This is a genomic window from uncultured Paracoccus sp., assembly GCF_947487305.1.
Lineage (GTDB): Bacteria > Pseudomonadota > Alphaproteobacteria > Rhodobacterales > Rhodobacteraceae > Paracoccus.
The window spans coordinates 210,924-233,392 of the sequence record NZ_CANKWH010000006.1; the positions used below are offsets into that span (position 1 = coordinate 210,924).

17 protein-coding genes are annotated in these 22,469 nt (G+C 65.4%); 9 read left to right on the forward strand and 8 right to left on the reverse strand.

The window, feature by feature from the left end:
- The first annotated feature begins 11 nt into the window (after positions 1-11).
- The 3 genes from glcE (at position 12) to Q1A36_RS09840 (ending at position 4,923) form a co-directional block, all read left to right on the forward strand.
- Positions 12-1,112, forward strand: a complete 1,101-nt coding sequence (glcE, locus tag Q1A36_RS09830) for a glycolate oxidase subunit GlcE (RefSeq protein ID WP_299842979.1) — start codon at positions 12-14, stop codon at positions 1,110-1,112.
- A gap of 1 nt (position 1,113) precedes the next feature.
- The gene (gene glcF, locus Q1A36_RS09835; RefSeq protein ID WP_299842861.1) at positions 1,114-2,409 is read left to right on the forward strand and encodes a glycolate oxidase subunit GlcF; all 1,296 of its coding nucleotides are present in this window, start codon (positions 1,114-1,116) and stop codon (positions 2,407-2,409) included.
- A 453-nt stretch (positions 2,410-2,862) separates the two neighbouring features.
- A complete protein-coding gene (locus Q1A36_RS09840; RefSeq protein WP_299842864.1) occupies positions 2,863-4,923 on the forward strand; it encodes a calcium-binding protein in 2,061 nt (686 codons plus the stop codon).
- 57 nt (positions 4,924-4,980) lie between these two features.
- Here the strand turns inward: Q1A36_RS09840 and Q1A36_RS09845 are convergent, their stop codons facing one another.
- From Q1A36_RS09845 to Q1A36_RS09855, 3 genes are all read right to left on the reverse strand, one after another.
- Positions 4,981-5,778: a family 1 encapsulin nanocompartment shell protein gene (locus Q1A36_RS09845; protein ID WP_299842867.1), complete on the reverse strand. Its 798-nt coding sequence runs from the start codon at positions 5,776-5,778 to the stop codon at positions 4,981-4,983.
- A gap of 1 nt (position 5,779) precedes the next feature.
- The gene (locus Q1A36_RS09850) at positions 5,780-6,817 is read right to left on the reverse strand and encodes a Dyp-type peroxidase (RefSeq protein WP_299842870.1); all 1,038 of its coding nucleotides are present in this window, start codon (positions 6,815-6,817) and stop codon (positions 5,780-5,782) included.
- A gap of 264 nt (positions 6,818-7,081) precedes the next feature.
- Positions 7,082-8,221: a carbohydrate porin gene (locus Q1A36_RS09855; protein WP_299842873.1), complete on the reverse strand. Its 1,140-nt coding sequence runs from the start codon at positions 8,219-8,221 to the stop codon at positions 7,082-7,084.
- A gap of 776 nt (positions 8,222-8,997) precedes the next feature.
- Between Q1A36_RS09855 and Q1A36_RS09860 the strand changes: the two genes are divergently transcribed.
- Together Q1A36_RS09860 and Q1A36_RS09865 are read left to right on the forward strand one after the other, a co-directional pair.
- On the forward strand, positions 8,998-11,442 hold the full coding sequence (locus tag Q1A36_RS09860) for an AMP-binding protein (protein WP_299842876.1): 2,445 nt from the start codon (positions 8,998-9,000) through the stop codon (positions 11,440-11,442).
- A 127-nt stretch (positions 11,443-11,569) separates the two neighbouring features.
- Complete coding sequence (locus tag Q1A36_RS09865; RefSeq protein ID WP_299842879.1) at positions 11,570-13,162, forward strand: gamma-glutamyltransferase family protein; 1,593 nt, start codon at positions 11,570-11,572, stop codon at positions 13,160-13,162.
- On the opposite strand, the gene Q1A36_RS09870 is transcribed toward Q1A36_RS09865, so the two are convergent.
- Together Q1A36_RS09870 and Q1A36_RS09875 are read right to left on the reverse strand one after the other, a co-directional pair.
- Complete coding sequence (locus Q1A36_RS09870; RefSeq protein ID WP_299842882.1) at positions 13,159-13,749, reverse strand: TetR/AcrR family transcriptional regulator; 591 nt, start codon at positions 13,747-13,749, stop codon at positions 13,159-13,161. The genes Q1A36_RS09865 and Q1A36_RS09870 overlap by 4 nt on opposite strands.
- A 3-nt stretch (positions 13,750-13,752) precedes the next feature.
- Entirely contained in the window at positions 13,753-14,214 is a 462-nt protein-coding gene (locus Q1A36_RS09875) for a MaoC family dehydratase (RefSeq protein WP_299842885.1), read from the reverse strand.
- Positions 14,215-14,349: 135 nt separating this feature from the next.
- Between Q1A36_RS09875 and Q1A36_RS09880 the strand changes: the two genes are divergently transcribed.
- Together Q1A36_RS09880 and Q1A36_RS09885 are read left to right on the forward strand one after the other, a co-directional pair.
- Positions 14,350-15,579: an MFS transporter gene (locus tag Q1A36_RS09880; protein WP_299842888.1), complete on the forward strand. Its 1,230-nt coding sequence runs from the start codon at positions 14,350-14,352 to the stop codon at positions 15,577-15,579.
- Positions 15,576-15,719, forward strand: a complete 144-nt coding sequence (locus Q1A36_RS09885; RefSeq protein ID WP_299842890.1) for a hypothetical protein — start codon at positions 15,576-15,578, stop codon at positions 15,717-15,719. Before Q1A36_RS09880 ends, Q1A36_RS09885 begins: the two co-directional genes overlap by 4 nt.
- On the opposite strand, the gene Q1A36_RS09890 is transcribed toward Q1A36_RS09885, so the two are convergent.
- The 3 genes from Q1A36_RS09890 to Q1A36_RS09900 all read right to left on the reverse strand — a co-directional run bounded on the left by Q1A36_RS09890 (position 15,716) and on the right by Q1A36_RS09900 (position 20,621).
- A complete protein-coding gene (locus Q1A36_RS09890; protein WP_299842893.1) occupies positions 15,716-17,662 on the reverse strand; it encodes a TRAP transporter large permease subunit in 1,947 nt (648 codons plus the stop codon). The genes Q1A36_RS09885 and Q1A36_RS09890 overlap by 4 nt on opposite strands.
- A gap of 51 nt (positions 17,663-17,713) precedes the next feature.
- Positions 17,714-18,757 carry a C4-dicarboxylate TRAP transporter substrate-binding protein gene (locus Q1A36_RS09895; protein ID WP_299842896.1) on the reverse strand — a complete coding sequence of 348 codons (1,044 nt, stop codon included), beginning with the start codon at positions 18,755-18,757 and terminating at the stop codon, positions 17,714-17,716.
- A 97-nt stretch (positions 18,758-18,854) separates the two neighbouring features.
- Positions 18,855-20,621, reverse strand: coding sequence for an FAD-dependent monooxygenase (locus Q1A36_RS09900; RefSeq protein ID WP_299842899.1), 1,767 nt, complete (start codon positions 20,619-20,621; stop codon positions 18,855-18,857).
- A gap of 211 nt (positions 20,622-20,832) precedes the next feature.
- Between Q1A36_RS09900 and Q1A36_RS09905 the strand changes: the two genes are divergently transcribed.
- Together Q1A36_RS09905 and Q1A36_RS09910 are read left to right on the forward strand one after the other, a co-directional pair.
- On the forward strand, positions 20,833-21,531 hold the full coding sequence (locus tag Q1A36_RS09905; protein WP_299842901.1) for an FCD domain-containing protein: 699 nt from the start codon (positions 20,833-20,835) through the stop codon (positions 21,529-21,531).
- A gap of 85 nt (positions 21,532-21,616) precedes the next feature.
- Positions 21,617-22,456: a fumarylacetoacetate hydrolase family protein gene (locus Q1A36_RS09910; RefSeq protein ID WP_299842904.1), complete on the forward strand. Its 840-nt coding sequence runs from the start codon at positions 21,617-21,619 to the stop codon at positions 22,454-22,456.
- Positions 22,457-22,469: the final 13 nt, after the last annotated feature.

Below are 22,469 nucleotides of genomic sequence, written 5' to 3' on the forward strand. Positions count from 1 at the left end.
TCACCGAGTTGCTGGCCCCCGCCTCCGAGGCAGAACTCTCCGAGCTGGTTGCCGACCACTTCGCCCGCGCCGCCCCGCTGCGGATCGTCGGCGGCGGCACCCGCACCCAGAATCCCGGCGCCGGCGCGGCGCTCAGCCTCGCGCGGCTGTCGGGCGTCGTGACCTATTCGCCGGGCGAGATGACGCTGGTCGCCCGCGCCGGCACGCCCCTGGCGGATGTCATGGAGATGCTGGCCGCCGAAGGGCAATCGCTGGCCTTCGAGCCGCCAGATCTGCGCGGCATCTCGGGCAGCAACGGCGTGCCGACCATCGGCGGCATGGTGGCCGCCAATGCCAGCGGCCCGCGCCGGCTCTTGGCCGGGGCCTGCCGCGATCACCTTCTGGGGGTGCGCTTCGTCGACGGTCAGGGCCGCGTGCTGAAGAATGGCGGGCGGGTGATGAAGAACGTCACCGGGCTGGATCTGTCGAAACTGATGGCCGGGGCGCAGGGCACGCTTGGCGCGCTGACGGAAGTGTCGATGAAGACCCTGCCCTTGCCCGCCCGCCGTGCGACACTGGCCTTTCCGGGCGTCGCTGCCGCCGCTGCCGTGGCGATCTTTTCCACCGCCCTCGCCACCCCGTTCGAGGTTTCGGGCGCCGCCTGGCAGGACGGCACCGCCTTCCTGCGCATCGAAGGCCTCGGCCCGCAGCTCGACTATCGCCGTGATCGTCTCATGGCACTCTTCCCCGCGCACAGGCCCGAGCTGCTGGACCAGTCCGACAGCGACCGGCTCTGGCGCGGGTTGCGCGATGCCTCGGCCTTCGCCGGCTCCCCTGCCCCCCTCTGGCGCATCCTCTGCCGCCCGACCGAGGCCCCTGCCCTTTCGGCCCTGCTCGCGGCGCTTGGCGGTCAGGTGGCGCTCGACTGGGGCGGCGGGCTGATCTGGTATCACGGACCGGGCGAGGCGGCGCAGATCCGGGCCATCGCCCGCCATGCCACGCTGATCCGGCGCGGCGGCCTCAATGGCCCGGCCTTCCCGCCCGAAGCCGGTCCCGTGGCACAAATTTCGCAGGGCCTGCGCCGCCGCTTCGACCCGGCGGGCATCCTCAATCCCGGACTGATGGACGGCTGACATGCAAACCACCTTCACCCCCGAACAGCTGGCCATCCCCGCCATCGCCCGCAGCAACGAGATCCTGCGCACCTGCGTCCATTGCGGCTTCTGCACCGCCACCTGCCCGACCTATCAGGTGCTGGGCGACGAATTGGACAGCCCGCGCGGCCGGATCTATCTCATCAAGGACATGCTGGAAAACAGTCGTGTCCCCGATGCCAAGACCGTCGGCCATATCGACCGCTGCCTCTCCTGCCTCAGCTGCATGAGCACCTGCCCCTCGGGCGTGAACTACATGCATCTCGTTGATCACGCGCGGGAATATATCGAACAGAACTACCGCCGCCCGCTGTCCGAGCGGGTCCTGCGCCGCGTCCTGGCCGCCATCCTGCCCTATCCAAGCCGCTTCCGGCTGGCGCTTCTGGGCGCGAAACTCGGCCGCCCCTTCCGCCGGTTCATCCCCGATGCACGCCTGCGCGCCATGCTGGAAATGGCGCCCCGCCACATCCCCGCCCCCAGCCGCAATGACGACCCGCAGGTCTTTCCCGCCACCGAGCCGCGGGTGAAGCGGGTGGCGCTGCTGATCGGCTGCGCGCAGCGGGCGCTGAACACCGATATCAACGACGCCACCATCCGCCTCCTGCGCCGCCACGGTTGCGAGGTGGTGATCCCCAAGGGCGTCGGCTGCTGCGGCGCGCTGACCCATCACATGGGCCGCACCGATGACAGCCACGCCGCGGCAGCGGCCAATATCCGGGCGCTGACCGCCGAGATCGAGGCGGGCGGGCTGGACGCCGTGGTCATCAACACCTCGGGCTGCGGCACCACCGTCAAGGATTACGGCCACATGTTCGAAGGCGACCCGCTGGAAGCCGACGCCAAGCGCGTCTCGGCGCTGGCGAAAGACATCAGCGAGGTCATGGCCAGCCTCGGCCTCAAGGACGCCACCCACGCCCCGGCCCTGCGCGTCGGCTATCACGCCGCCTGCTCGCTGCAGCATGGCCAGCAGATCAAATCCGCGCCCAAGGATCTGTTGAAGGCCGCCGGCTTTACCGTTTTGGAGCCGAAGAACAGCCATCTCTGCTGCGGCTCCGCCGGCACCTATAACCTGATGCAGCCGGCGATCTCGGGCGAACTCAAATCCCGCAAGGTCGCCACGCTCGAGGCGCTGGCCCCGCAGGTCATCAGCGCCGGCAATATCGGCTGCATGATGCAGATCGGCTCGGGCACCGGCGTCCCGGTCGTCCATACCGCCGAGCTGCTGGACTGGGCCACCGGCGGCCCAGAGCCGCAGGCCTTGCGCGGGCGGGTCTGATCCACCGACCCTGAGGTTGATTCGTTGCGCCGCGCGAATCAACCTATGCGATTCGGCAGGACATGCCGATCGGGCGAATGCGAAGCGGCGTATCCCGGAATACTTCAGAAAAATCACGTCACATAGTCTGACCCGGATGCGGATTTGGCCGCGGGTAATTATTGGTTAACCTCAATGGCTTCCGTTCCGCCGGACGCGACCGGAACCACCGCCTCACGCCAGATGCGCGGGCCATAAGTTAACGTTTTCTACCTGCGGTTAACACTAAGTTAACCAACGCACGTGACTAATCACCTCGCGGCAAATGCTGCAGGTGTCTGGCAAGCGTTCAACTTTTGCGACAGTTCATATCCCCGGATTCACCGGGCGGATCGGGATTGCGCGAAAGGAACGTGGGGGTCGTCTCCTCGCCGGGCATCGCCACCACGAGGAAGCGTTAAGGAAGCCAGATCCATGGAACATGAACACAGAGACATGGGCGACGGACAGGACAACCACATCGTCGCCACGACTTTCGCCGGGCCGGGGGGCGCACGGCATATCTATGCGCAGGGCGGGAATGATGTTGTGCACCTGGATTTTGCCGCCGGCACGAAGAACTTCTGGCTCGGTCATCACGCGCGCGGCGATGCCGATATGGCAACAAATCGCGGGCAAGACATTTTCAACTTCACCAATATCAGCAATGTGCGCGCCGGACAGCTGGTCGTCGGCCGGATCGAGGACCTCGATTACAGCCGGGACCGGATCCAGATCGAGGGTCGCGATATCGACCTTTTCAACCTGCCGAGAAACGTAAAGATCGTCGAATTCAACGGCGCCCATAACGACCCCGGCGCGACGCCGCAGCAATGGCTGCTGATTACCACCCCAACCGGCGGCAAGATTTTCTACGCGCTTGAGGGGGCGCGGGCCGACATGAACGGGGACGGCATCTCGAACAACGGCAATTCCGAGGCGCATTTCGTCGACCGGGACTACATGCCCGACTTCAGCAAGCTGAAGGAGGTCCCCTTCGTCTACAAGAACAACTATGTCCCGCATGGCGTCCAGGCCGAGGGTGGAATCATCGTCAACGACGATGACATGCATACCGGTGGTTATCAGAATGCCGACGGCTCGCTGATCAGCAGGGCCAGCATCCTCAGGACCATCTTCGGCACCAACAACGGCGACCTGCTGGCCGGCGGGCTGAACAATGATGTCATGTCGGGCCTCGCGGGCAATGACCGGATCTGGGGCGGCAGCGGGCACGATGTCCTGCGCGGTGATGGCGGCAACGACTCGCTGGATGGTGGCACCGGAAATGACCTGATTTCGGGCGGAACCGGTGATGACCTGCTGATGGGTCAGAGCGGGAACGATGCGCTCTATGGCGGCCTCGGCGCGGATCGGCACGAAGGCGGTGCGGGGATCGACAGTGCCATCTATACTACTGCCGTCGCCGATGTGCGCGCCGACCTGCTGCTGACCGGCAACAATCGCGGCGAGGCTGTGGGGGACACCTATAGCAGCATCGAGAATCTGATCGGCTCGCGCTTCGACGACGACCTCGCCGGGACCCACGGCAACAATGTCATCGACGGGGCAACCGGGCGCGACTGGCTTCATGGACGCCTTGGAAATGACGTCCTGATCGGCGGCGAGGGCAACGACTCGCTCAATGGCGGCGCGGGCAGCGATTCGCTGAACGGCGGAGGCGGCAGCGACAGCGCCATCTATTCCTTCGCCGGGGCGGCTGTCCGGGTCGATCTGTTGCAAACGGCACTCAATCGCGGCGAGGCTGCCGGAGACCGATATACGAGCATCGAGAACATCTTCGGGTCGCGGTTCAACGACGATCTCGCCGGGTCGAACGGCAACAACATCTTCAACGGCGGTGCCGGGGATGACTGGATCCACGGACGCGGCGGGAATGATCTGCTGATCGGCAGCGATGGAAACGACCGGCTGAATGGGGGCCTCGGCGGGGATGTCCTGAACGGCGGTACGGGCGTCGACAATGCCATCTATTCCTACGCTGCGGCGGCCGTTCGGGTCGATCTTCTGCGGGCGGATCTGAATTCGGGCGAAGCTGCCGGCGACAGCTTTTCCGGCGTCGAGAACCTGTCTGGCTCGCGCTTCAATGACGTGCTGGTGGGTGACAATGGTCGCAACGTGATCTCGGGCAACGCCGGCAACGATACAATCTATGGCCGCTCGGGACATGACGTGCTGTACGGGAATGCGGGCAACGATGTGCTGAACGGTGGCGCCGGGTCAGATATCGTGGTCGGCGGTGCCGGTGCCGATACCTTCGTTTTTGGCACCGGCCATGATCGGCTTGCCGTCAACGACTTCCAGGATGATGTCGACAATCTCGACCTGCGGGCCTTCAACTTCAGCTCGGCCTCCGCGGCCATGTCACGCGCCAGCCAGCAGGGCCATGATGTCCTGTTCGACTTTGGCGGCGGTGACGTGCTGACGGTCCGCAATACCCATCTGGGCGATCTTGTCGACGACCTGATGATCTGACCCGGTGGCCCGGATCATCCCCTGCCGCCGTCGGGCGGCAGGGGAATTGCCCCATCCCTAGGAGGGCAGCGAGACCAGCGCCTCCGACGTCTGCAGCTTGAAGGCGGCGGTTTCCAGCAGGTAAAGCACCACCTCGTCCGCGCTGTGGCTGTCATAGCCGATGGCGGTGTCCAGCCCCAGATGCAGCTGGAAGTCGCCGCCGCGCAGGGTCAGGGCGATGCCGCCGGTCAGACCCGGACACCAGATCACGTCACGATCCAGAAGTGCGCGGATATGTTTCATCACCGGGTAGCCCTCGTCCGAGCCGCCGGTGATCCGGGTGAAGACATCGTCGCCAAGGATCAGCGCATAGGGCCCCTGAACGCCGACTTCGCGCAGCGTGTCCACCGCGCGGGCGACGGCTTCGGGGATATCGTCGTCGTCCTCGGGCATAGGCACCGGCTTGTTCGAGGACAGGGGCCGCATCCCCTCGATCCCCGCCGATTTCAGCCCCTCGAAGACCATCAGGTTCTCCGCCGTCGCCAGTTTCAGCGCCGCATCCTTCACCGGCTGCCAGTCGGAATCCTGTGCGCCGCGGGCGACATTGTCGATCTCGCCCCGGTTCAGGGTGAAGGGCACCTTGATCTCGACCAGCGGCAGGACGGCGCGCTGCGCCATGGTGACGCCGTCGAAGCCGCTCTTGATCGACTGGATGTGACCCAGGTTGACCGAGGAATGGTCGTAGCCCTCGGGCCCGACCAGGTCGACCACCCGCCGCGCGCCCAGATAGCGGCGGAGCGTGCGGCGGGCTTCCTCGTCGATATCCTCCCATGCGGCGGCACTGATGGGGGCGAGCGGGCGGTGCAGGTTGTCCATGTCAGTCTCCTTTCAGCGAGCCGATCCCCAGCGAGGCGGCGGGTGCGGCCTTGTCCGCCTTGGCCGGGGCGGCCGCGGGTTCGGCGGTAGGTGCGGCGGTGGGTTCTGGCACGGTGCCGGTGTCACCCAGCATCTCCACGGTCGGGACAAAGAACAGTGTGCCGGTGACGGCGTCGCTGACATCGAGGATGCGGTCGTAATTCCCGGCGGGCAGGCCGATGAACATGTTTTCCAGCATCCGGATGGTGCGGCTGGGGCTGCGGGCGTAGCCGATGAAATAGGTGCCGAACTCGCCCGAAGCGGGGCGCCCGAAGGGCATGTTGTCGCGCAGGATATCCAGCTGGTTGCCGTCCTCGTCCTCGATCACGTTCAGCACGTTATGGGCATAGCTGGGCTTTTCGGCATCCAGCAACTCGACATCCGACAGCTTCTTGCGACCGATGATCCGTTCCTGCTGCTCGACCGGGATGGCGTTCCATTTCGCCAGGTCATGCAGGTATTTCTGGGTAATGACATAGCTGCCGCCGGTGAAATCGGGATCCTCGTCGCCGATCACCACCGCCTCGACGCGGTCTTGCCCGTCCGGGTTCTCGGTGCCGTCGACAAAGCCCAGCAGGTCGCGGTTGTCGAAGAACTTGAAGCCCGGCGTCTCGTCCACGACGGTCACATGACCTGCCAGCCGCGTGAGGATGTTGCTTTCCAGCTCGAAGCACATGTCCACCTCCATGCCGCGGATGTGGAACAGGATATCGCCAGGGGTCGAGGGGGCGGTATGGACGCCCTCGATGGCGGCGAAGGGAGCAAGCTCGCGCGGGCGCGGACCGGGATAAAGCCGCTCCCAGGCCCCGGCCCCGATCCCCACGACACAGGACAGCGCCGCATCGGGGCGGCGAAAGCCCGTGGCGCGCACCAGTCCCGAGACATCGGCCAGAAGCCCCTGAACCTCGCGCGTGGCAGCCTCTCCGTCATTCAGGGTGACAACAAGGAAGATCGCCGAACGGGTCAGCGAGAAGGTGACGGGTTGCGGCTGTGGCGCCATGGTCTCTCCTGTCGGTCTGTGCGGGTGCCGCCCAGCAGTTTCCGCGTCTCGGCCCCGGTCAGGCCAATGGCTCTGACCGGATCAGGTGAACATTGCCCGCGCTGTCCGTCAGCCTGCCGGGCTGTCCAGTCATGGCGCCAGTTTATCGGGCTTATCGGCCTTGTCCAGAACGCGCAAAGCCGTGGCCCGCGTCAATCGCAGTGCCAAGGCGCGTTCGGTTCAACGCCGATGTGCGGGCAGGATGCGGCGACCTCGCCGCACGGATCAGAAGCGCAGGCTGCTGCCGAGGCCGACGAAGACCCCGTCCTTGGCGATCCCGGGTGCCGGATCGACATATTGCAGATCCAGCGTGACATGGAACCAGGGCCGGATGGCGGCGGTGTAGAACATCTCGACGCCGGTCTCGTCCTCGAGATCGAAATAGGGTGCCAGCTCGTCCTTCAGCGCATCGCTGGTGGCGACATGGAAGACGCCCAGACCGAAACTGTCATCAGGCCGGCCGGGGATCAGGTCATTGCCGGCGACGCCGAGGCTGGCCGACCAGTCCATCGGGTTCGGGTTGCCGTCGGTCACGTTGAACTCGCCGAACACGCCCCAGCCGCGCGCCGGGTTGGCCGGGTCCTGGTGCAGGTATTGCTGGAAGCTGGCGCCCAGAAGCCAGGAGCCGTCGCGGGTGCCGATCTCGGTGCCCGGTGGCACGACCAGCTGGCTGAAATCCGCGCCCTCCTTGGTGCTGTACATGCCGGTCAGGCTGTAGAAGCCGTTATTGCCACCCAGCTTGGTAGCATAGGTCGCGGTGCCGACGACATTCACGCCGCTGTCGAACAGATCCTCGAACAGCGGCCTGTTGGTCGCGTCCTTGGGGTCAAAGACCATCAGCGTATAGCTGACCGGCTGCGTCGCGACCGAGACCACCGCGCCGTTGATCTGCGGCGGGATCAGCCCGCTGAGCGGCGCGGTCAGTTGCAGATGCCAGAAGGCGTCCGAGCCCACACCGCCACGGATCGGCGTGCCGCGCGCCATCTCGACGGTGTAGAACTTGCCGAAACTGGCGCTGACCGTGTCGCTGAACTGCTGGGTCACGAACAGCGAGGCCAGGTCATAGCGGTCTGCACCATGTCGACCCGGAAAGAACAGGCCGGCATTCACCGGCAGCAGCATGCCCCCGGTATTGTTGAGGCCATAGCCCGTCTTCGCCAGCGCCTGCGCGCTGAGGCTGAACCCGTCCCAGAACCCCATCTTCGACAGGTCGAGATTGGTTTTCAGCGAGAACTGGCTGCCATAGGCGGGATCGACATCGCCCGACCCCTTGGTCATGCCCTGCACATATTGCCGCCATTCCAGCTGCATATCGACGCCAGCCTGTCGCATCGCCGCGCCCTGCCCCCACCAGTCATTGGTCAACGTGGTTCGCGGGGCGTCCTGCGCATGGGCGGGAAAAGCCGCGAGGGCGAGCGCAAAAAGCGGGAAAGGCCAGGACCGGCCTGTCCTCGCCGCACGCAGATTCCGACGATGTTGCTCGGGACGACGACGGCCGGATATGGTGTGAAAGACAGTGCGATTGCGCATCTGCGGCCTCGTTCAGAGGGGATTGCAAGCTGTCGTTAACGATATTCTTGACCGCCTAACGGGTCAACGAACCGCAGCCGCAACCCACGCGGGCAATTTGTCGCAGCCGGACCGTCGCGTTGCAGCGCAGGTCCGACAGTCTATGGCTCAGTGCCGAGCCTGCCGCATTTGGCGACCTTCCCCGCCTCAGCGCAATCTCTGGCAGTTGTCGAAAAGGGCAACTCACCGAGCCGGGGCGATCAAATTGCTTGCGATATTTAAATCTTTGCTGATAGGCGGGTGGTCAGGTTTCCAGGCTGACCTGTATGGTATCATGTGCGTGTTTTCCGGTTCTCGGCCGAATGCCCTTCGCGGCATGGGGATCTTGAGGGTGCAGGGTTGTTGAAGCCATCGCTGCCGTTTTCCATCGCGAGGCCCTCTTGCCTGCCCCCTGCGGGGGCGGGTCGCGCAAGCCTGAGTTTCACCGTTGTTCGATCAAGGACCATCCCGGCCCTGTTCCGGCACCGGTCCATGCCCGGGATCACCCCGCCAAAGCCGGGGAATGAACGGATGGCGGCCAAGAAGGGTACCGGCTGCCTGCAAGGTGTCACGTAACGAGAGTGCAGAGACAAATGGATTTCCAGAAGCTCGAAGCCACAGCGGTGGTCCGCAAGAACTCGATCGACTTCATCGATAAGGTCTTTGCCCTGAACGCGGCGCGCCGTCCGCTGGTCATGGTCAATGACGAGGCGCAGGCGCAAACCCTGTCCGGCATCGTCATCGATCGCTGCATCGTGCCGGTCGAGCAATCGGGCTGGTATACGGCCCGCCATCCGCTGGTCCATGACGACCTGCCCGCGCAGGTCAGCTATACCTCGGGCACCGAGGGGCTGCCCAAGGGCATCCTGCTGACCTATCAGAACCTCGCCGACGCCGCAGAGCGGATCATCGAGGTGATGCAGATGACCGCCGAGATCCGGGAATATGTGGGGGTACCGGCGACCTTCAGCTTTGGAATGGGGCGCTACCGGGCGATCAGCGCCGTGGGCGGGCAGGCCTACCTGCCGCCGCGCGGCTTTGACCCGATGGAACTGGCGCGGATGCTGACGGCGGGTCAGGTCAATGCGCTGTCGGCGGTGCCCACGCTGCTGCGCATCCTTCTGGACGCCCCCGGCCTGATCGGCGAGGCGGGCAAGAAGCTGCGCTGGATGGAAATCGGCTCGCAGCACATGACTGCGGATGAGAAGCTGCGCATCCGCAAGATGTTCCCCAATGCCCGGATCGTCCAGCATTACGGCTTGACCGAGGCCTCGCGCAGTACGTTCCTGACGGTCTCGGACGCGCCCGAGGCGCTGTTGCACTCGGTCGGTCGGACCAATGGGCAGAGCGAGGTCGCCCTCGGCCCCGACAATCGCATCCGCATCCGTGGCCCCCATGTTGCCCGCTCGCGCATCGATGCCGAGGGCCTGCATGACCTGCAGGATACCGAGGGCTGGCTGCAGACCAATGACCTCGGCCGGATTCAGGACGGCCATCTGTTCTTCGACGGCAGGGCCGACGATCTGATCAATTGCGGCGGCGTGAAAGTGTCCCCGGACCAGCTGGAAGAGCGCATCCGGTCGGGCACCCTGCCCGGAACGAAAATCGCGGTTGCCAAGGTTCCCGATGCGCAGCGGGGCGACGGGATTCTGGTGGCGGTCGAGGGCGATGCGGCGGGAACCGCGAAGGTGAAGGAGCTTGCGATCTCCGCGCTCCAGGGCATGGGTGTGGTGGCCGGCAGCGCGCTGCATGTGGTCGCCGTCGACGACATTCCCATGACCGGCACCGGCAAGGTCCAGCGCAAGCTGCTGGCCGAACAGTTCCTTGCGCAACAACCCGCTGAAGCCGCCCGGGTCGATACGTCAGGGGACGAGATCGGCGACGTGCTCGCCCTGTTCCAGCACGAATTCCCCGGGCAGACGGTCAAGCCTGACGACAGCTTTGAATCGCTCGGCGGCGATTCCCTGCACTACATCCAGTTCACTCTGGCCTTCGAGCAGCGGTTCGGGACCTTGCCGGACCATTGGGAAAGCCTCAGCGTGGCCCAGCTGCAGCAGAGCCTTGGCCAGATCGAGAAGACCAGCTGGCGGCGGCTGGAAACGCCGACCCTGACCCGCGCCTTCTTCATGATCTGCATCGTTGCCCTGCACACCAATGCGTTCATTTACAGCTCTAACTGGGGCGCGGCGTTTTTCCTGATCCTGCTCGCCGGCTATTCGGTCGCCCGCTTCCAGCTGCCCGAGATCATCCGGACCGGCAGTGTCAAGACATTGTGGGGGACGGTCAGATATGTGGCGATCCCGACCTTTCTGATGGTCGCCTTCCTTCAGGTGGCAACCCAGAGATTCGAGATCATGCCCCTGCTGCTGATCTCGAACTATCTCGATCCCGCCAGCCTCAAGGGATTTCTGCTCTATTTCGCTGAATTTTATCTGCAATTGCTGATACTTGCCGCGCTGTTCTTCTCGATCCCGCAGGTCCAGCAAGCGTTCAAGACCCGCCCGGTGGTCAGCGCGCTGGTGCTGCTGGCGGCTGCCACACTCATCGGTCGCGGAATCAATACGATCTGGGATTTCGACTACAATTACCACCGGACCCCCTGGACCTATGCCTGGGCCTTCGCCCTTGGCATTGTTCTGGCGAGCGCCAAGGATCTTCAGACGAGGCTGTTGGCTATGGCCGTGGCGATCGTCATGGCCCTGATCAACTGGGGTTTCTCTTCAGCTTCCTATTACGTCGCCGGTGGCAGTGCGCTGATCCTGTTCGTCCCGTCGATCCCGGTTCCGGCTCCCGTGAAGGTGCTGGTGGCCGAGATCGCTGCGGCCTCGCTGTTCATCTATCTCAACCATGAGGTGATGATCTCCGTGGTGCGCAAGATATTCGGCGAGGAGCGGCCCTGGGTGACGCTGATCGCAGCGATCATCGCCGGGGTCATCCTGATGCATCTTTACACTTGGGCCTCGCGTCAGGTTGTTTTGGCCTATCGACGGATGTCTGGCATGGATACCGACGTTCCCATCGCTACCCGCAGCGAGTGAACGTCAAGACAGATGATGGCTGGGCGGCGTTGGGAAATCTGCCGGCGGACCGACCAGAGCGATTGCACCGGGCGTCTACAGCGGGCATGGTCGGTCCGATTTCCCCGTTCCTGATCAAGGCGCTGCCGTGACCCAATTCGACTTTCTCTCGGGCCGCCGCCCGCCCAGCTATGCCAGCCGCGCGATGATCGCCACCTCGCACACGCTGGCGACCTCGGCGGGTCTCGCGGTTCTGGCCGAGGGTGGCAATGCCGTCGACGCGGCGCTGGCGGCGGTGGCGGTGCAATGCGTGGTCGATCCGCACATGACCGGGATCGGCGGCGATTGCTTTGTGCTTTATGCGCCGAAAGATGGCCAAGTGCGGGCGCTGAACGGCTCTGGCCGCGCCCCGGCGGCGGCCACGCCCGAGGCGCTGGCGCAGGTCTGCGTGACCGGGCTGGAGCAGACCAGCGCTCACGCGATCACCATCCCCGGCGCGATCTCGGCCTGGTGCCTCTTGCATCGCGACCATGGCAGCCTGCCGCTTTCGCGGCTTTTCGCCCCGGCCATCCGCCATGCCGAGGAGGGGTTCCCGGTCTCGGCCCGCGTCGCCCGCGATTTCGTCGCCAATGCCGAGGTGCTGCGCGGTGACGCCCATGCTGCGGGCCTGTTCCTGCCGGGTGGCCAGCCACCCCGCGCTGGCGATGTGCTGCGCCAGCCGCTGCTGGGGGAACGCCTGCGCGAGATCGCCGAGAAGGGCGCGGCGGGCTTTTACCATGGCGAGACCGCCGAACGGATGACCCGCCACCTGCAGGGGCTGGGCGGGCTGCACACACTCGAGGATTTCCACGAGGGCGAAACTGCCGCTCGTTGGGAAGACCCGATCAGTGCCCGATATCGCGGCCATGAGGTGCTGGAATGTGGCCCGAACGGTCAGGGGCTGGCGGCGCTGATGATCCTGCGCATCCTCGAGGGCTTCGACATGGGCCCCGATGTGCCACTGGCCGACCGCATCCACCTGCAGGCCGAGGCGACGAAGCTGGCCTATCACCACCGCGACGCGCTGATCGCCGACCCGGATCATTCCGTGGGGCTGGTCGACCTGCTCTTGTCGGATGAGGTGATCGACACGCTGCGCACCCGCATCGACCCCGCCCGTGCCCAGCCCCCGGCCCTCTGGTCCGAGCCCGAGCACAAGGACACCATTTACCTCTGCGTGGTCGATGCCGAGGGCAATGCGATCTCCTTCATCAACTCGATCTTCCACGCCTTCGGTTCGACCCGGCTGGACCCGGAAACCGGGGTGCTCTTCCACAGTCGCGGGGCCTCCTTCCGACTGGAGCCGGGCCATCCGAACTGCATTGGTCCGAGGAAGCGCCCGATGCACACGATCATTCCGGGAATGCTGCGCGACGCCGATGGCGGGCTGATGCCCTTCGGTGTCATGGGCGGGCATTATCAGGCGGCAGGCCAGGCGGCCTATCTGTCGGCCATCATCGATCGCGGGCTGGACCTGCAGGCGGCGATGGAGGAACCGCGCAGCTTTGCTTTTGACGGCGTGCTGCAGGTCGAGGCGACCATGCCGCCCGAGATCTGCGACGAGCTGGCGCGGCGCGGCCACAGGATCAGCGTCATCGACGGACCCACGGGCGGCGCGCAGGCAATCCGCATCAACCCGGAAACCGGGGTGCTGACCGGCGCGTCCGACAGCCGCAAGGACGGGGCGGCGCTGGGGCTTTAACCCGTCGCGCCCCGCGCGGCCTGACGCTCGGCCTCGTTAGCCACGGCCTGCTTCACAGCCTCGACCCAGGGGGCGTCACCCGCCGCCTCGCCCATCACCCGCGCCCCGACCATGGCGGCGAAGAGAAGCAGCGTCCGGGGATCGGCATGGGCCAGATCGGCCTCGTCGCCCGGGTTGTTGAAAAATCTTTCCAGAAGCGCGCCGGTGCCTTGGCCATAGATGTCGCGCAAGATCGCCCCCTCGCCCGCCGCATGGGGCGCGAAGGCGATGATCGGGCATTGCCGCCCCGCGCGCGGCCACAGGTACTGCGCGACCAGCTTGGCCCTCAGCGCCGCAGGCCTCTGGTCGCCGGCAAGCCTGTGGTCCCACAACGCCCCGGCATCGGCGAAGGCCCTGCCCGCCGCTTCTTCGACCAGCGCCTCCTTCGAGGCGAAATGCTTGTAGAAGCCGCCGACCGTCATCTCGACCGAGGCCATGATCTCGGCCACCGACACCGCCTCGACCCCGCGCTCGCGGAACAGCCGACTTGCACCCTCGACGATCCGTGCCCGGTTCTGCTGTGCCTGTTCGGCCGAGGACCGCCCCATCGCCTAGGCCTCCTTGCGGAAGGCCAGCAGGTTTGCGGTCAGGTCCAGCAGCACCTCGTCCGCCTGGTTCAGGGTCAGGCTCTGCACCTTGACCAGCCCCCGGTCGGGTTTCGAGCGGGAGGGCCTGATCTCGAGAATGCGGCTTTTCACCCGCAGGATGTCGCCGGGACGCGTGGGCTGCGGCCAGCTGACCTCGCCGCCCGCGCCGATGACCCCTTGGGCGAAGGGGACGGACTCGACCAACAGCCGCATGGTCAGCGACATGGTGTGCCAGCCGCTTGCGGCGAGGCCCTGAAAGAAGGTCTCGCGCGCGGCTTCGGGGTCGGTGTGGAAGGGCTGAGGGTCGAACTGGCGCGCATAGGCGATGATCTGGTCCGCATCCAGCGCGTATTCGCCGCTGAGGAATTCCTGTCCGACCTCGAGATCGTCGAGATAAAGGCGCTGCGTCACGTCCTTGTCTTTCATGCCGTTTCTCCTTCGCGGACCGGGGCTGCCCCGGGACAAGATCGGGACTCGCCAGAATAGATTATATCGATTATCTATTTAGCTCAAGCCCGATTCGATCCGATCCCCTGTCCCGCTTGGTCACAAGGCGCCTTCATGTCCGCTGCCCCGAACACCCCGCTTATCCCCCGCAACCCCTGGATCGTGCTGATCTGCGCGGCGGCGCTGGTCACAATTGCCATGGGCATCCGCCAGTCCTTCGGCCTGTTCCTGCGCCCGATCGAACTCGAGACCGGCATCGGCCGCGAGGCCTTCGGTCTGGCCATCGCGGTGCAGAACCTGATCCTTGGCCTTGCGCAGCCCTTCGTCGGCGCGCTGGCCGACAAGCACGGGGCCGGGCGCGTCGCGGCCATCGGCGGGGCGCTTTACGCGCTGGGGCTGGCGCTGACCTCGACGGTCTCGAGCGCGCTGGGGCTGAACCTGACGCTTGGCGGGCTGGTCGGCATCTCGATGGCCGGGGTGACTTTCGTTGTCGCCATCGGCGCGGCGGTCCGCGCGGTCCCGCCCGAGCGGCGGGGGCTGGCGGCCGGCATCGTCACGGCGGGCGGCTCGGTCGGGCAAAGCCTGCTGGTGCCGGTGGCGCAGGGGTTGATCGGCGCCTTTGGCTGGCGCGAGACGCTGATGATCTATGCCGGGCTGGCGGCGGTGATGGTGGCGCTGGCCATCGGCATCGCCGGTCGTCCCGCCGCGCCCGCCACGATCCCGGCCGCCCCGGCGCAGGGTCTGGGCGAGGCGCTGCGCGAGGCCGCCGGCCATTCGGGCTTCTGGCTGCTGAACGCCGGCTTCTTCGTCTGCGGCTTCCACGTCGCCTTCATCGGCACCCATCTGCCGGCCTTTCTGGTCGACAAGGGTCTGGACCCCTCCATCGGCGCGCGGGCACTGGCGCTGGTCGGGCTGTTCAACATCCTCGGCTCTTATGTCTTCGGCATGTCGGCGGACAGCTGGCGCAAGAAGCATGTGCTGGCGGCGATCTATCTGGGCCGGGCGGTGGTGATGGCGCTGTTTCTGGCCTTCCCGATCACGCCGCTCAGCGCCACACTCTTCGCCTGCGCCATGGGCTTTCTGTGGCTTGGCACGGTGCCGCTGACCAGCGGGCTGGTGGGTCAGATCTTCGGCATCCGCCACATGTCGATGCTGTTCGGCATCGTCTTCCTGTCGCATCAGGTCGGGTCGTTCTTCGGGGCATGGGGCGCGGGCTATGCCTATCGCGTCACCGGCTCCTATGACCTCGCCTGGCAGCTGTCGATCGTCATCGCGGTGCTGGCCGCCGCGCTGAACTGGCCGATCAAGGACGCGCCGCTGCTGCGGCGCGAGGCCGTGGCATGAACGGCGAGTTGGCACCATTGACCCGGCCGCAGCGGGTTCTGACGGCGGCCGGGCTGTTGCTTCTGCTGGTCGCCGGTCTGGCACTGTGGCGGGCCTATGGCCTGCCGGTGGCGCTGACCAGCGGCGGGATGCTCTGCTAGAGGATCCCCGTGACCACCACCGGGAAGGCCATGCAGATCAGGATCAGCACCGCCATGGCCAGCACATAGGGCATCACGCCCGCGAACACGTCCTGCAGGCTGCACAGATCGCCGACCGTGCTTTTCACCACGAAGACGCTGATCCCGAAGGGCGGCGTCAACAGCCCCATCTCGACCGCGATGACGGTGATGAGGCCGAACCAGATCAGCACGTCGGGGCCGATGGTGGCGGTGCCAAGCGTGACGATCAGCGGTGCGACGATGGGCACGGTGATGACGATGATCGAGGTCGAGTCGAGGAACATTCCCATGACGATGACGACCAGAAGGAACAGCGCCATCACCCCCCAGAGGCTAAAGCCAGAATCCACCGCATACTGCACCATGACTGCGGGCAGGGTCGACATGACCAGCGCCTTGGTCAGCACGCTGGCACCGATCACCAGCGACAGCACGGTCACGCTGATCTGCCCGGTCTCGCGCAGCACGTCCCACAATGCGCTGCGGGTCAGCCGGCGGCGCAGCACGGTCACGATCAGCGTGGCAAAGGCCCCGACCGCGCCCGCCTGCGTGGGCGTGAAGAAGCCCAGGTAGATGCCGCCCAGGACGATCGAGACCAGCACTGCGATGGGCAGCAGCCGGCGGGCGGAACTGATCAGCGTCTCCGGCTCCAGATCGTCATTGCCTGTGGGACGGCCGACGAAATCGGGGCGGAACTTCGCCAGAAGCAGGATGGTCACGCAGAAGATGATCGCCATCATGAGGCCCGGGATCAGCGCGGCGAGGAACAGCTTGCCGACCGAGGTCTCGGTGACAAAGCCGTAGATGATCAGAAGCAGGCTCGGCGGGATCAGCATCCCCAGCACCGACGAGCCGGCGACCGTGCCGGTGGCGAAGCGCGGGGTATAGCCATGGGCGATCATCTGCGGCACGGCGACACGCGAGAAGATGGCCGAGGAGGCGATGGAGATGCCCGTTACCGCCGCAAAGACGGCATTGGCGGCAACGGTGGCAATGCCGAGACCGCCCAGCAGCTTCCGCGTCCACCACGCCGCCACGCGATAGGCGTCGCGGCCGATGTCGGAAATGTCGGTGAACAGACCCATCAGCACGAAAAGCGGCACCACACCGAAATCGAACTTGTTGATGGTGCCGGTGGCCGAGGTCTTCAGCGCGTTCAGCGCCACGTTCGGGTTGTCGCGGATCAGCCAGATGGCGACGACGCCGACCACGCCCAGCACCACCGCCACATGCATCCCGGCCATCAGCAGGACCAGCAGCGCGACAATTGCCAGCAGCCCCAGCCCGATGCGGCTGACATCGCCCAGTGCGACCAGTGCGACAGCGGCGGCAAAGGCGAGGATGCCCAGAGCCACCGGCATCAGCCAACGCCCGCGCTGCGTCATCAGCTGCGGCAGGCGGCGGGCGGTTTCAACTGCTTCCAGCGCGAACTGGATGGTGGTGGCAAGACAGCCGATGGCGGTCAGCAGCTTGAAGGGCCAGGTCGGCATGGTGAAGATGCCGGTGGAGCCGATATATTCCCCGCCCCGCCAGGCATCGGCATAATCGCCCCACAGCACCCAGCCAAGCGCCCCGAAAAGCGCCGCCCCGATCATGAGGAACACGAGGTCCAGCAGAACCGCCGCCGCCGGGTCGGATTTGGTCAGCGGTCCGTAAAGGAAATCGGCGCGGGTCAGGCGACCCCGCGCCAGCGCATGGGCGAGTTGCAGGAAGACCACCGGCACGATGGTCTGCTCGACCAGCTCGACCACGCCGTAAAGCGGGCGCGAGAAGATCGCCAGCCCGGCCACATCGGCGCAGATGAGCAGCATCAGGACGAAGATCCAGACCGTGCCAAGCGCCGAGAGGGCACCCGAGACCTGATTGAACGCCCTCAGCGCCGCGCCGGTCGAAACGGCGGGCAGTTCGTCGGATTGCAGCATTTCAAGTCCTCCCGAAAGCTGATGATGGGGCGCGTGTTGCGCGCCCCGCTGTCAGTTGACCGCCCAGTCCCGCGCCGGGCTGGCGCCGCCTTCGCGGATCGCGGCCATATAGGCCTCGAGCAGCGCCTTGCCCTCGGGCAGGTTCGCCGCCCATTGCGAGGCGAGATCGGGCAGCGCCTCGACCCATTTCTGCCGCTCGGCCTCGGGCAGGGTGGTCAGCGTCACCGCGGGGTCGGCCTCCAGCTCGGTCAGGATCGCGTCATAGCGTTCCTGCAGCAGATCGGCGTTGCGGGCGCTGTAGTCCGGGCCAAGCTCGGTCAGCACCTGCTGCACATCCGCGGGCAGACCCTCCCAGACATCCTTGTTCACGCCGAAACCGCCAACCATGTTCGAGCCGACGCCGACCAGCGTCACATGCGGCGCGACCTCGTGGATCTTCAGCGGATGCGCCCCGGTCAGGATCGAGATGACGCCATCGGCCACCCCGGTCTCGATCTGGTTGTAATAGGTCGGCAGCGCCCCGTTCACCGGCACCGCGCCGACGGCGGCGATCCACGGCCCGCTGGTCCCCGGCGCGATGATCTTGCGGCCCTTCAGGTCGTCGATCGATGTGACCGGGAAGTTGGTATAGAGGTGATAGGTGTCGGCCCCGGTCGCGCCCAGCATGACGACGTTATTGTCTTCCCATTCCTGCTTCAGCGCCGGGACCTCGTCATAGAGCCGGTTGAACACCTGCATCTGCAGCCGCACGTCGTCGGTCGAGAAGGGGGTGAAATAGGTCAGGTTGTCATAGGGCATCTTGCTTTCTTCCCAGAGCGAGCCAACCCAGCCCGCATCGGTGATGCCGTCGCCCACAGCCTCCAGCGTGTCGCCAAAGCTGTAAAGCGCGCCGCCATAGGATTCGGTCCAGTTCACCCGGTCCTCGGACCCCATGGCCTCGAGCCGCTTGTTGGTCTCGGCCACGATCACCTCTTGCAGCGGCGCGACCCAGGGGATCTGGATGGCGTGGCTCGAGGCGATGGTCAGTTCCACCTCCTCGGCCAGCGCAGGCGCGGCGAGGGTCAGCAATGCGGCAGTTGCGGTGATGGTTTTCATGATGTGTCTCCTCCTGTTGATCGTGCTCCCTCCCTTCGGTCGCGCGGTGGCGACCGGGGCGGGGTTTCCGGGGTCAGGGATGTGTCGGTCCGGGCGGTCAGGCTGCCCGGCTGTCTCGCGCGAGGATCTGGCTCAGTGCGGCATCGAGCAGTGCCTCGGCCTCATCGGAGGCGCTGTCATGGCGCCAGCCGACATAGTTGTCGGGCCGCACAAGGATCGCCCCGTCCTCCTGGATGCCGCTCTGGTAGAACCAGTCGGCATAGACATCATGGGCATCGCTGCCATCGGGTCCGATCGAGATCACCGGCAAGTCGATCCCCAGCCGCGCCGCGACTTTCTCCGCCGCCGCGCGCCAGCCCGCCCCGCCCGGGCCGGTCAACAGGACGAAACGCCCCTTGCCGCCAAGGTCGATGCTCGAGACCCGCCGCCCGCCATGATCCAGCCAGACATGCGGCAGGCGCGCGCCGGGCCAGGTGGTCGGGTGATAGTAAAGCTCGGCATCGCGGGTGAAGCCCGGCTCGGGCGTGCCATCTGGCACCACGGCGCCCGAGGCATAGCGCGTGCCCAACTCGACCCCATGGGCGTTGAATTCGTAATTCTTGCGCCGGATCGCGTCGTTCAGCGCGCGGCGCTGCGCCTTGGCAGCCTCGTCCGCGCCCTTCCGCGCCGCCATCAGCGCCTCGACCCGTTCGGGGTCATCGCCCGAGGTCATGCCAAGCGCGTCGAAGATCGGCGGGTAATCCTTGATCGAGTTGTTTGCGCGGGTGACGATGGTTTCGGCCACCGGCACGCGCTCGGCGGAATAGCTGTCCAGCAGACCTTCGCCCGCCTGCCCCTTCAGCACCGCCGCCAGTTTCCACGCCAGATTATAGGCGTCCTGAATGCTGGTGTTCGAGCCCAGCCCGTTCAGTGGCGGATGACGGTGGACGGCGTCACCCATGCAGAAGACCCGGCCCTTGGAAAACTCGGTCGCCCACATGTTGTTGACCGTCCAGGTCGAGGTCGAGCGGATCTTGACCGGGATGGTGTCGTCGCCGATCAGCTGGTGGACGATGGCCGTGGCCTCCTCATCGGTCAGCTTCAGCTCGCCCTGACTGCTGTCATAACCCCAGATCACCAGCCATTCATTCCACGGCCGGACCATGCGGATCACGCCGGCACCAATGCCGCCGGTCCGCGCGCCGGGCTGCAACACCCAGTAAAGCACACTGGGGCGATGGGCGACGTATTTGGTCAGATCGGCATCGAAGAGGATGTTCATGCTGCCCGACAGGCCCATTTCGCCGGTCATGGTCAGGCCAAGCTGCTCGGCCACGATGCTGCGCGCCCCGTCGGCACCGATCATGTATTTGGCGCGGATGGTGAACTCCTCGCCCGTCAGCCGGTCGCGGACATGGGCGGTAACGCCCTCATCATCCTGATCCAGCCGCAGGAATTCGGTGTTCAGCCGGATCTTGCCCCCGCGCGAGGCGGCGGCCTCCAGCAACAAGGGCTCCATATAGGTCTGCGGGATGTCGCAGATCTCGGTGGGGCTCGCCAGTTCGTAATCGGCCTTGCGCGCCGGGTGGTTGCCCCATGACAGGACACGGCCGAATTCCTCGCCCGCGAGGCTGTGGCAGAAGACATTGTTGGCCATCAGCTTCTGCTTGCTGGCCAGACCCATCGCCCGATCCTCGATGCCCAGATCGCGCAGCACCTGCATGGTGCCCTGATTGGTGATATGGGCACGCGGCGTGTTCGCCAGCCAGCCGTATTTGTTGATGACGAGGTTCTCGACCCCGTACATCGACAAGAGCGCCGAGGCGGCCAGCCCTGCGGGTCCAGCGCCGACGATCAGGATATCCGTGGAAATTCCGGTTGCCATCGCAGCCCCTCCTCCGTGGAAGTTACGAATCAATCGATGTCTTACGATTAGATGATGTATTTTCGAAAATCAATGATAATGTCGAATTGTTGAGAAGGCAGCGGCACGCGCCGTCCTGCGATGGCATTGGGGATCATCGAAATTTGCGCTGATCTTCGATGCATGTGATAACGAACTGCCGGGTTTCCGGCACCAAACCGGAGGACGAGACATGACCATGACCCGGCGGCTCGATGGGGACAGCAAGACCCTGATGGCCTCGGTCTATGACCGGCTGCGCAGCGATATCGTCGACGGAGAGCTGCGCCCCGGCGCGCGGCTGCGCTTTGACGAGTTGAAGGACAGCTATGGCGTGGGCCTCAGCCCGCTGCGCGAGGCGCTGACCCGGCTGGCCGCCGAAAAGCTGGTCGTGCTGGAAGAGCACAAGGGCTTTCGGGTCGCGCCGATCTCGCGCTCGGACCTGACGGATCTGCTGTTCATGCGGCAAGAGATCGAATCGCTGGCCATCCGCCGCTCGATCGAGCGCGGCGATGACCAATGGGAATCCGGCGTGGTCGCGGCGATCCATGCGCTTGGCAAACGCTCCAGCCTGACGCCCGACGGTCACATCGACCCCGAATGGGAGAACCGCCACCGCGCCTTTCATGACAGCCTGGTCGCCGCCTGCGATTCGCCCCGGCTGATGCTGTACCGCTGCCAGTTGACCGATCACGCCGACCGCTATCGCAAGCTGTCGCACCACTATTCCTCGTCGGGCCGCGATCATCTGGCCGAACATTGCGCCCTGTCCGATGCTGTCGTGGCGCGCGATGCAGAAACCGCCAACCAATTGATTCGCAACCATCTTGCGCGGACGGTCGAGATCATCATGACGGACGAAGATTTGCGAGATAGTGGATTCGATGACTGATTTTCGAAAATAATATTGATTATCGATCTCGCTTCGCCTATCTCTAGGTCATCAACCGATGACAGATTGAACGGAGGAAACGACGATGCGAGTGACGAGCTATGACCGGAACGGCACTTCAGGTGTGGCCGTTCAACGTGACCGCGATTGGGCCGATCTCGGCCCGGTCGATCTGGTCGAGGTGCTGAACGGCACCCATGCCGACAAGCTGGCTTCGGCCCCCGCCATCGATCTGGCCACCGTCACCGCGGCCCCGCCGCTGGCGCGTCCGGGCAAGATCATCTGCGTCGGCCTGAACTATTCCGACCACACCGATGAATCGCCCTATGAGCAGCCGGACTACCCGACGCTCTTCCCGCGCTTCTCGACCAGCCTGATCGCTGACGGTGCGCCGATCATCCGGCCGCTGGTCTCGCAGGACCTGGATTACGAGGGCGAACTGGTCGCCATCATCGGCAAATCGGCCCGCCATGTGTCGAAGGAAAGGGCGCTGGATTACGTCGCCGGCTATTCGATCTTCAACGACGGCTCGCTGCGCGATTATCAGTTCAAGTCGCCGCAATGGACGGTCGGCAAGAACTTCGACGATACCGGCGCCTTCGGCCCGATCGCGGTCTCGGCGGACGAACTGCCCGCTGGCGCCAAGGGGTTGCGGCTGCAGACCCGGCTGAACGGCGAGGTGGTGCAGGACGCCAATACCGATGACATGATCTATTCGGTCGCCGACCTGATCTCGATCATCTCCGAGGCGATCACCCTGGAACCGGGCGACATCATCGTCACCGGCACCCCCGCCGGCATCGGCATGGCGCGGACCCCCAAGCTCTACATGAAGCCGGGCGATGTGGTCGAGGTCGAGATCGAGGGCATCGGCATTCTGCGCAATCCCATCGTGGACGAGGTGAAAGCGGCGGCAGCGGCCTGATCGGTCGCCCGCA

What these genes read in the sequence shown, in the direction of transcription:
- glcF (WP_299842861.1), top strand. Translation starts at nt 1,114, where the DNA reads ATGCAAACCACCTTCACCCCCGAACAGCTGGCCATCCCCGCCATCGCC.
- Q1A36_RS09840 (WP_299842864.1), top strand. Translation starts at nt 2,863, where the DNA reads ATGGAACATGAACACAGAGACATGGGCGACGGACAGGACAACCACATC.
- Q1A36_RS09845 (WP_299842867.1), bottom strand. Translation starts at nt 5,778, where the DNA reads ATGGACAACCTGCACCGCCCGCTCGCCCCCATCAGTGCCGCCGCATGG.
- Q1A36_RS09850 (WP_299842870.1), bottom strand. Translation starts at nt 6,817, where the DNA reads ATGGCGCCACAGCCGCAACCCGTCACCTTCTCGCTGACCCGTTCGGCG.
- Q1A36_RS09860 (WP_299842876.1), top strand. Translation starts at nt 8,998, where the DNA reads ATGGATTTCCAGAAGCTCGAAGCCACAGCGGTGGTCCGCAAGAACTCG.
- Q1A36_RS09870 (WP_299842882.1), bottom strand. Translation starts at nt 13,749, where the DNA reads ATGGGGCGGTCCTCGGCCGAACAGGCACAGCAGAACCGGGCACGGATC.
- Q1A36_RS09875 (WP_299842885.1), bottom strand. Translation starts at nt 14,214, where the DNA reads ATGAAAGACAAGGACGTGACGCAGCGCCTTTATCTCGACGATCTCGAG.
- Q1A36_RS09880 (WP_299842888.1), top strand. Translation starts at nt 14,350, where the DNA reads ATGTCCGCTGCCCCGAACACCCCGCTTATCCCCCGCAACCCCTGGATC.
- Q1A36_RS09885 (WP_299842890.1), top strand. Translation starts at nt 15,576, where the DNA reads ATGAACGGCGAGTTGGCACCATTGACCCGGCCGCAGCGGGTTCTGACG.
- Q1A36_RS09890 (WP_299842893.1), bottom strand. Translation starts at nt 17,662, where the DNA reads ATGCTGCAATCCGACGAACTGCCCGCCGTTTCGACCGGCGCGGCGCTG.
- Q1A36_RS09895 (WP_299842896.1), bottom strand. Translation starts at nt 18,757, where the DNA reads ATGAAAACCATCACCGCAACTGCCGCATTGCTGACCCTCGCCGCGCCT.
- Q1A36_RS09900 (WP_299842899.1), bottom strand. Translation starts at nt 20,621, where the DNA reads ATGGCAACCGGAATTTCCACGGATATCCTGATCGTCGGCGCTGGACCC.
- Q1A36_RS09905 (WP_299842901.1), top strand. Translation starts at nt 20,833, where the DNA reads ATGACCATGACCCGGCGGCTCGATGGGGACAGCAAGACCCTGATGGCC.
- Q1A36_RS09910 (WP_299842904.1), top strand. Translation starts at nt 21,617, where the DNA reads ATGCGAGTGACGAGCTATGACCGGAACGGCACTTCAGGTGTGGCCGTT.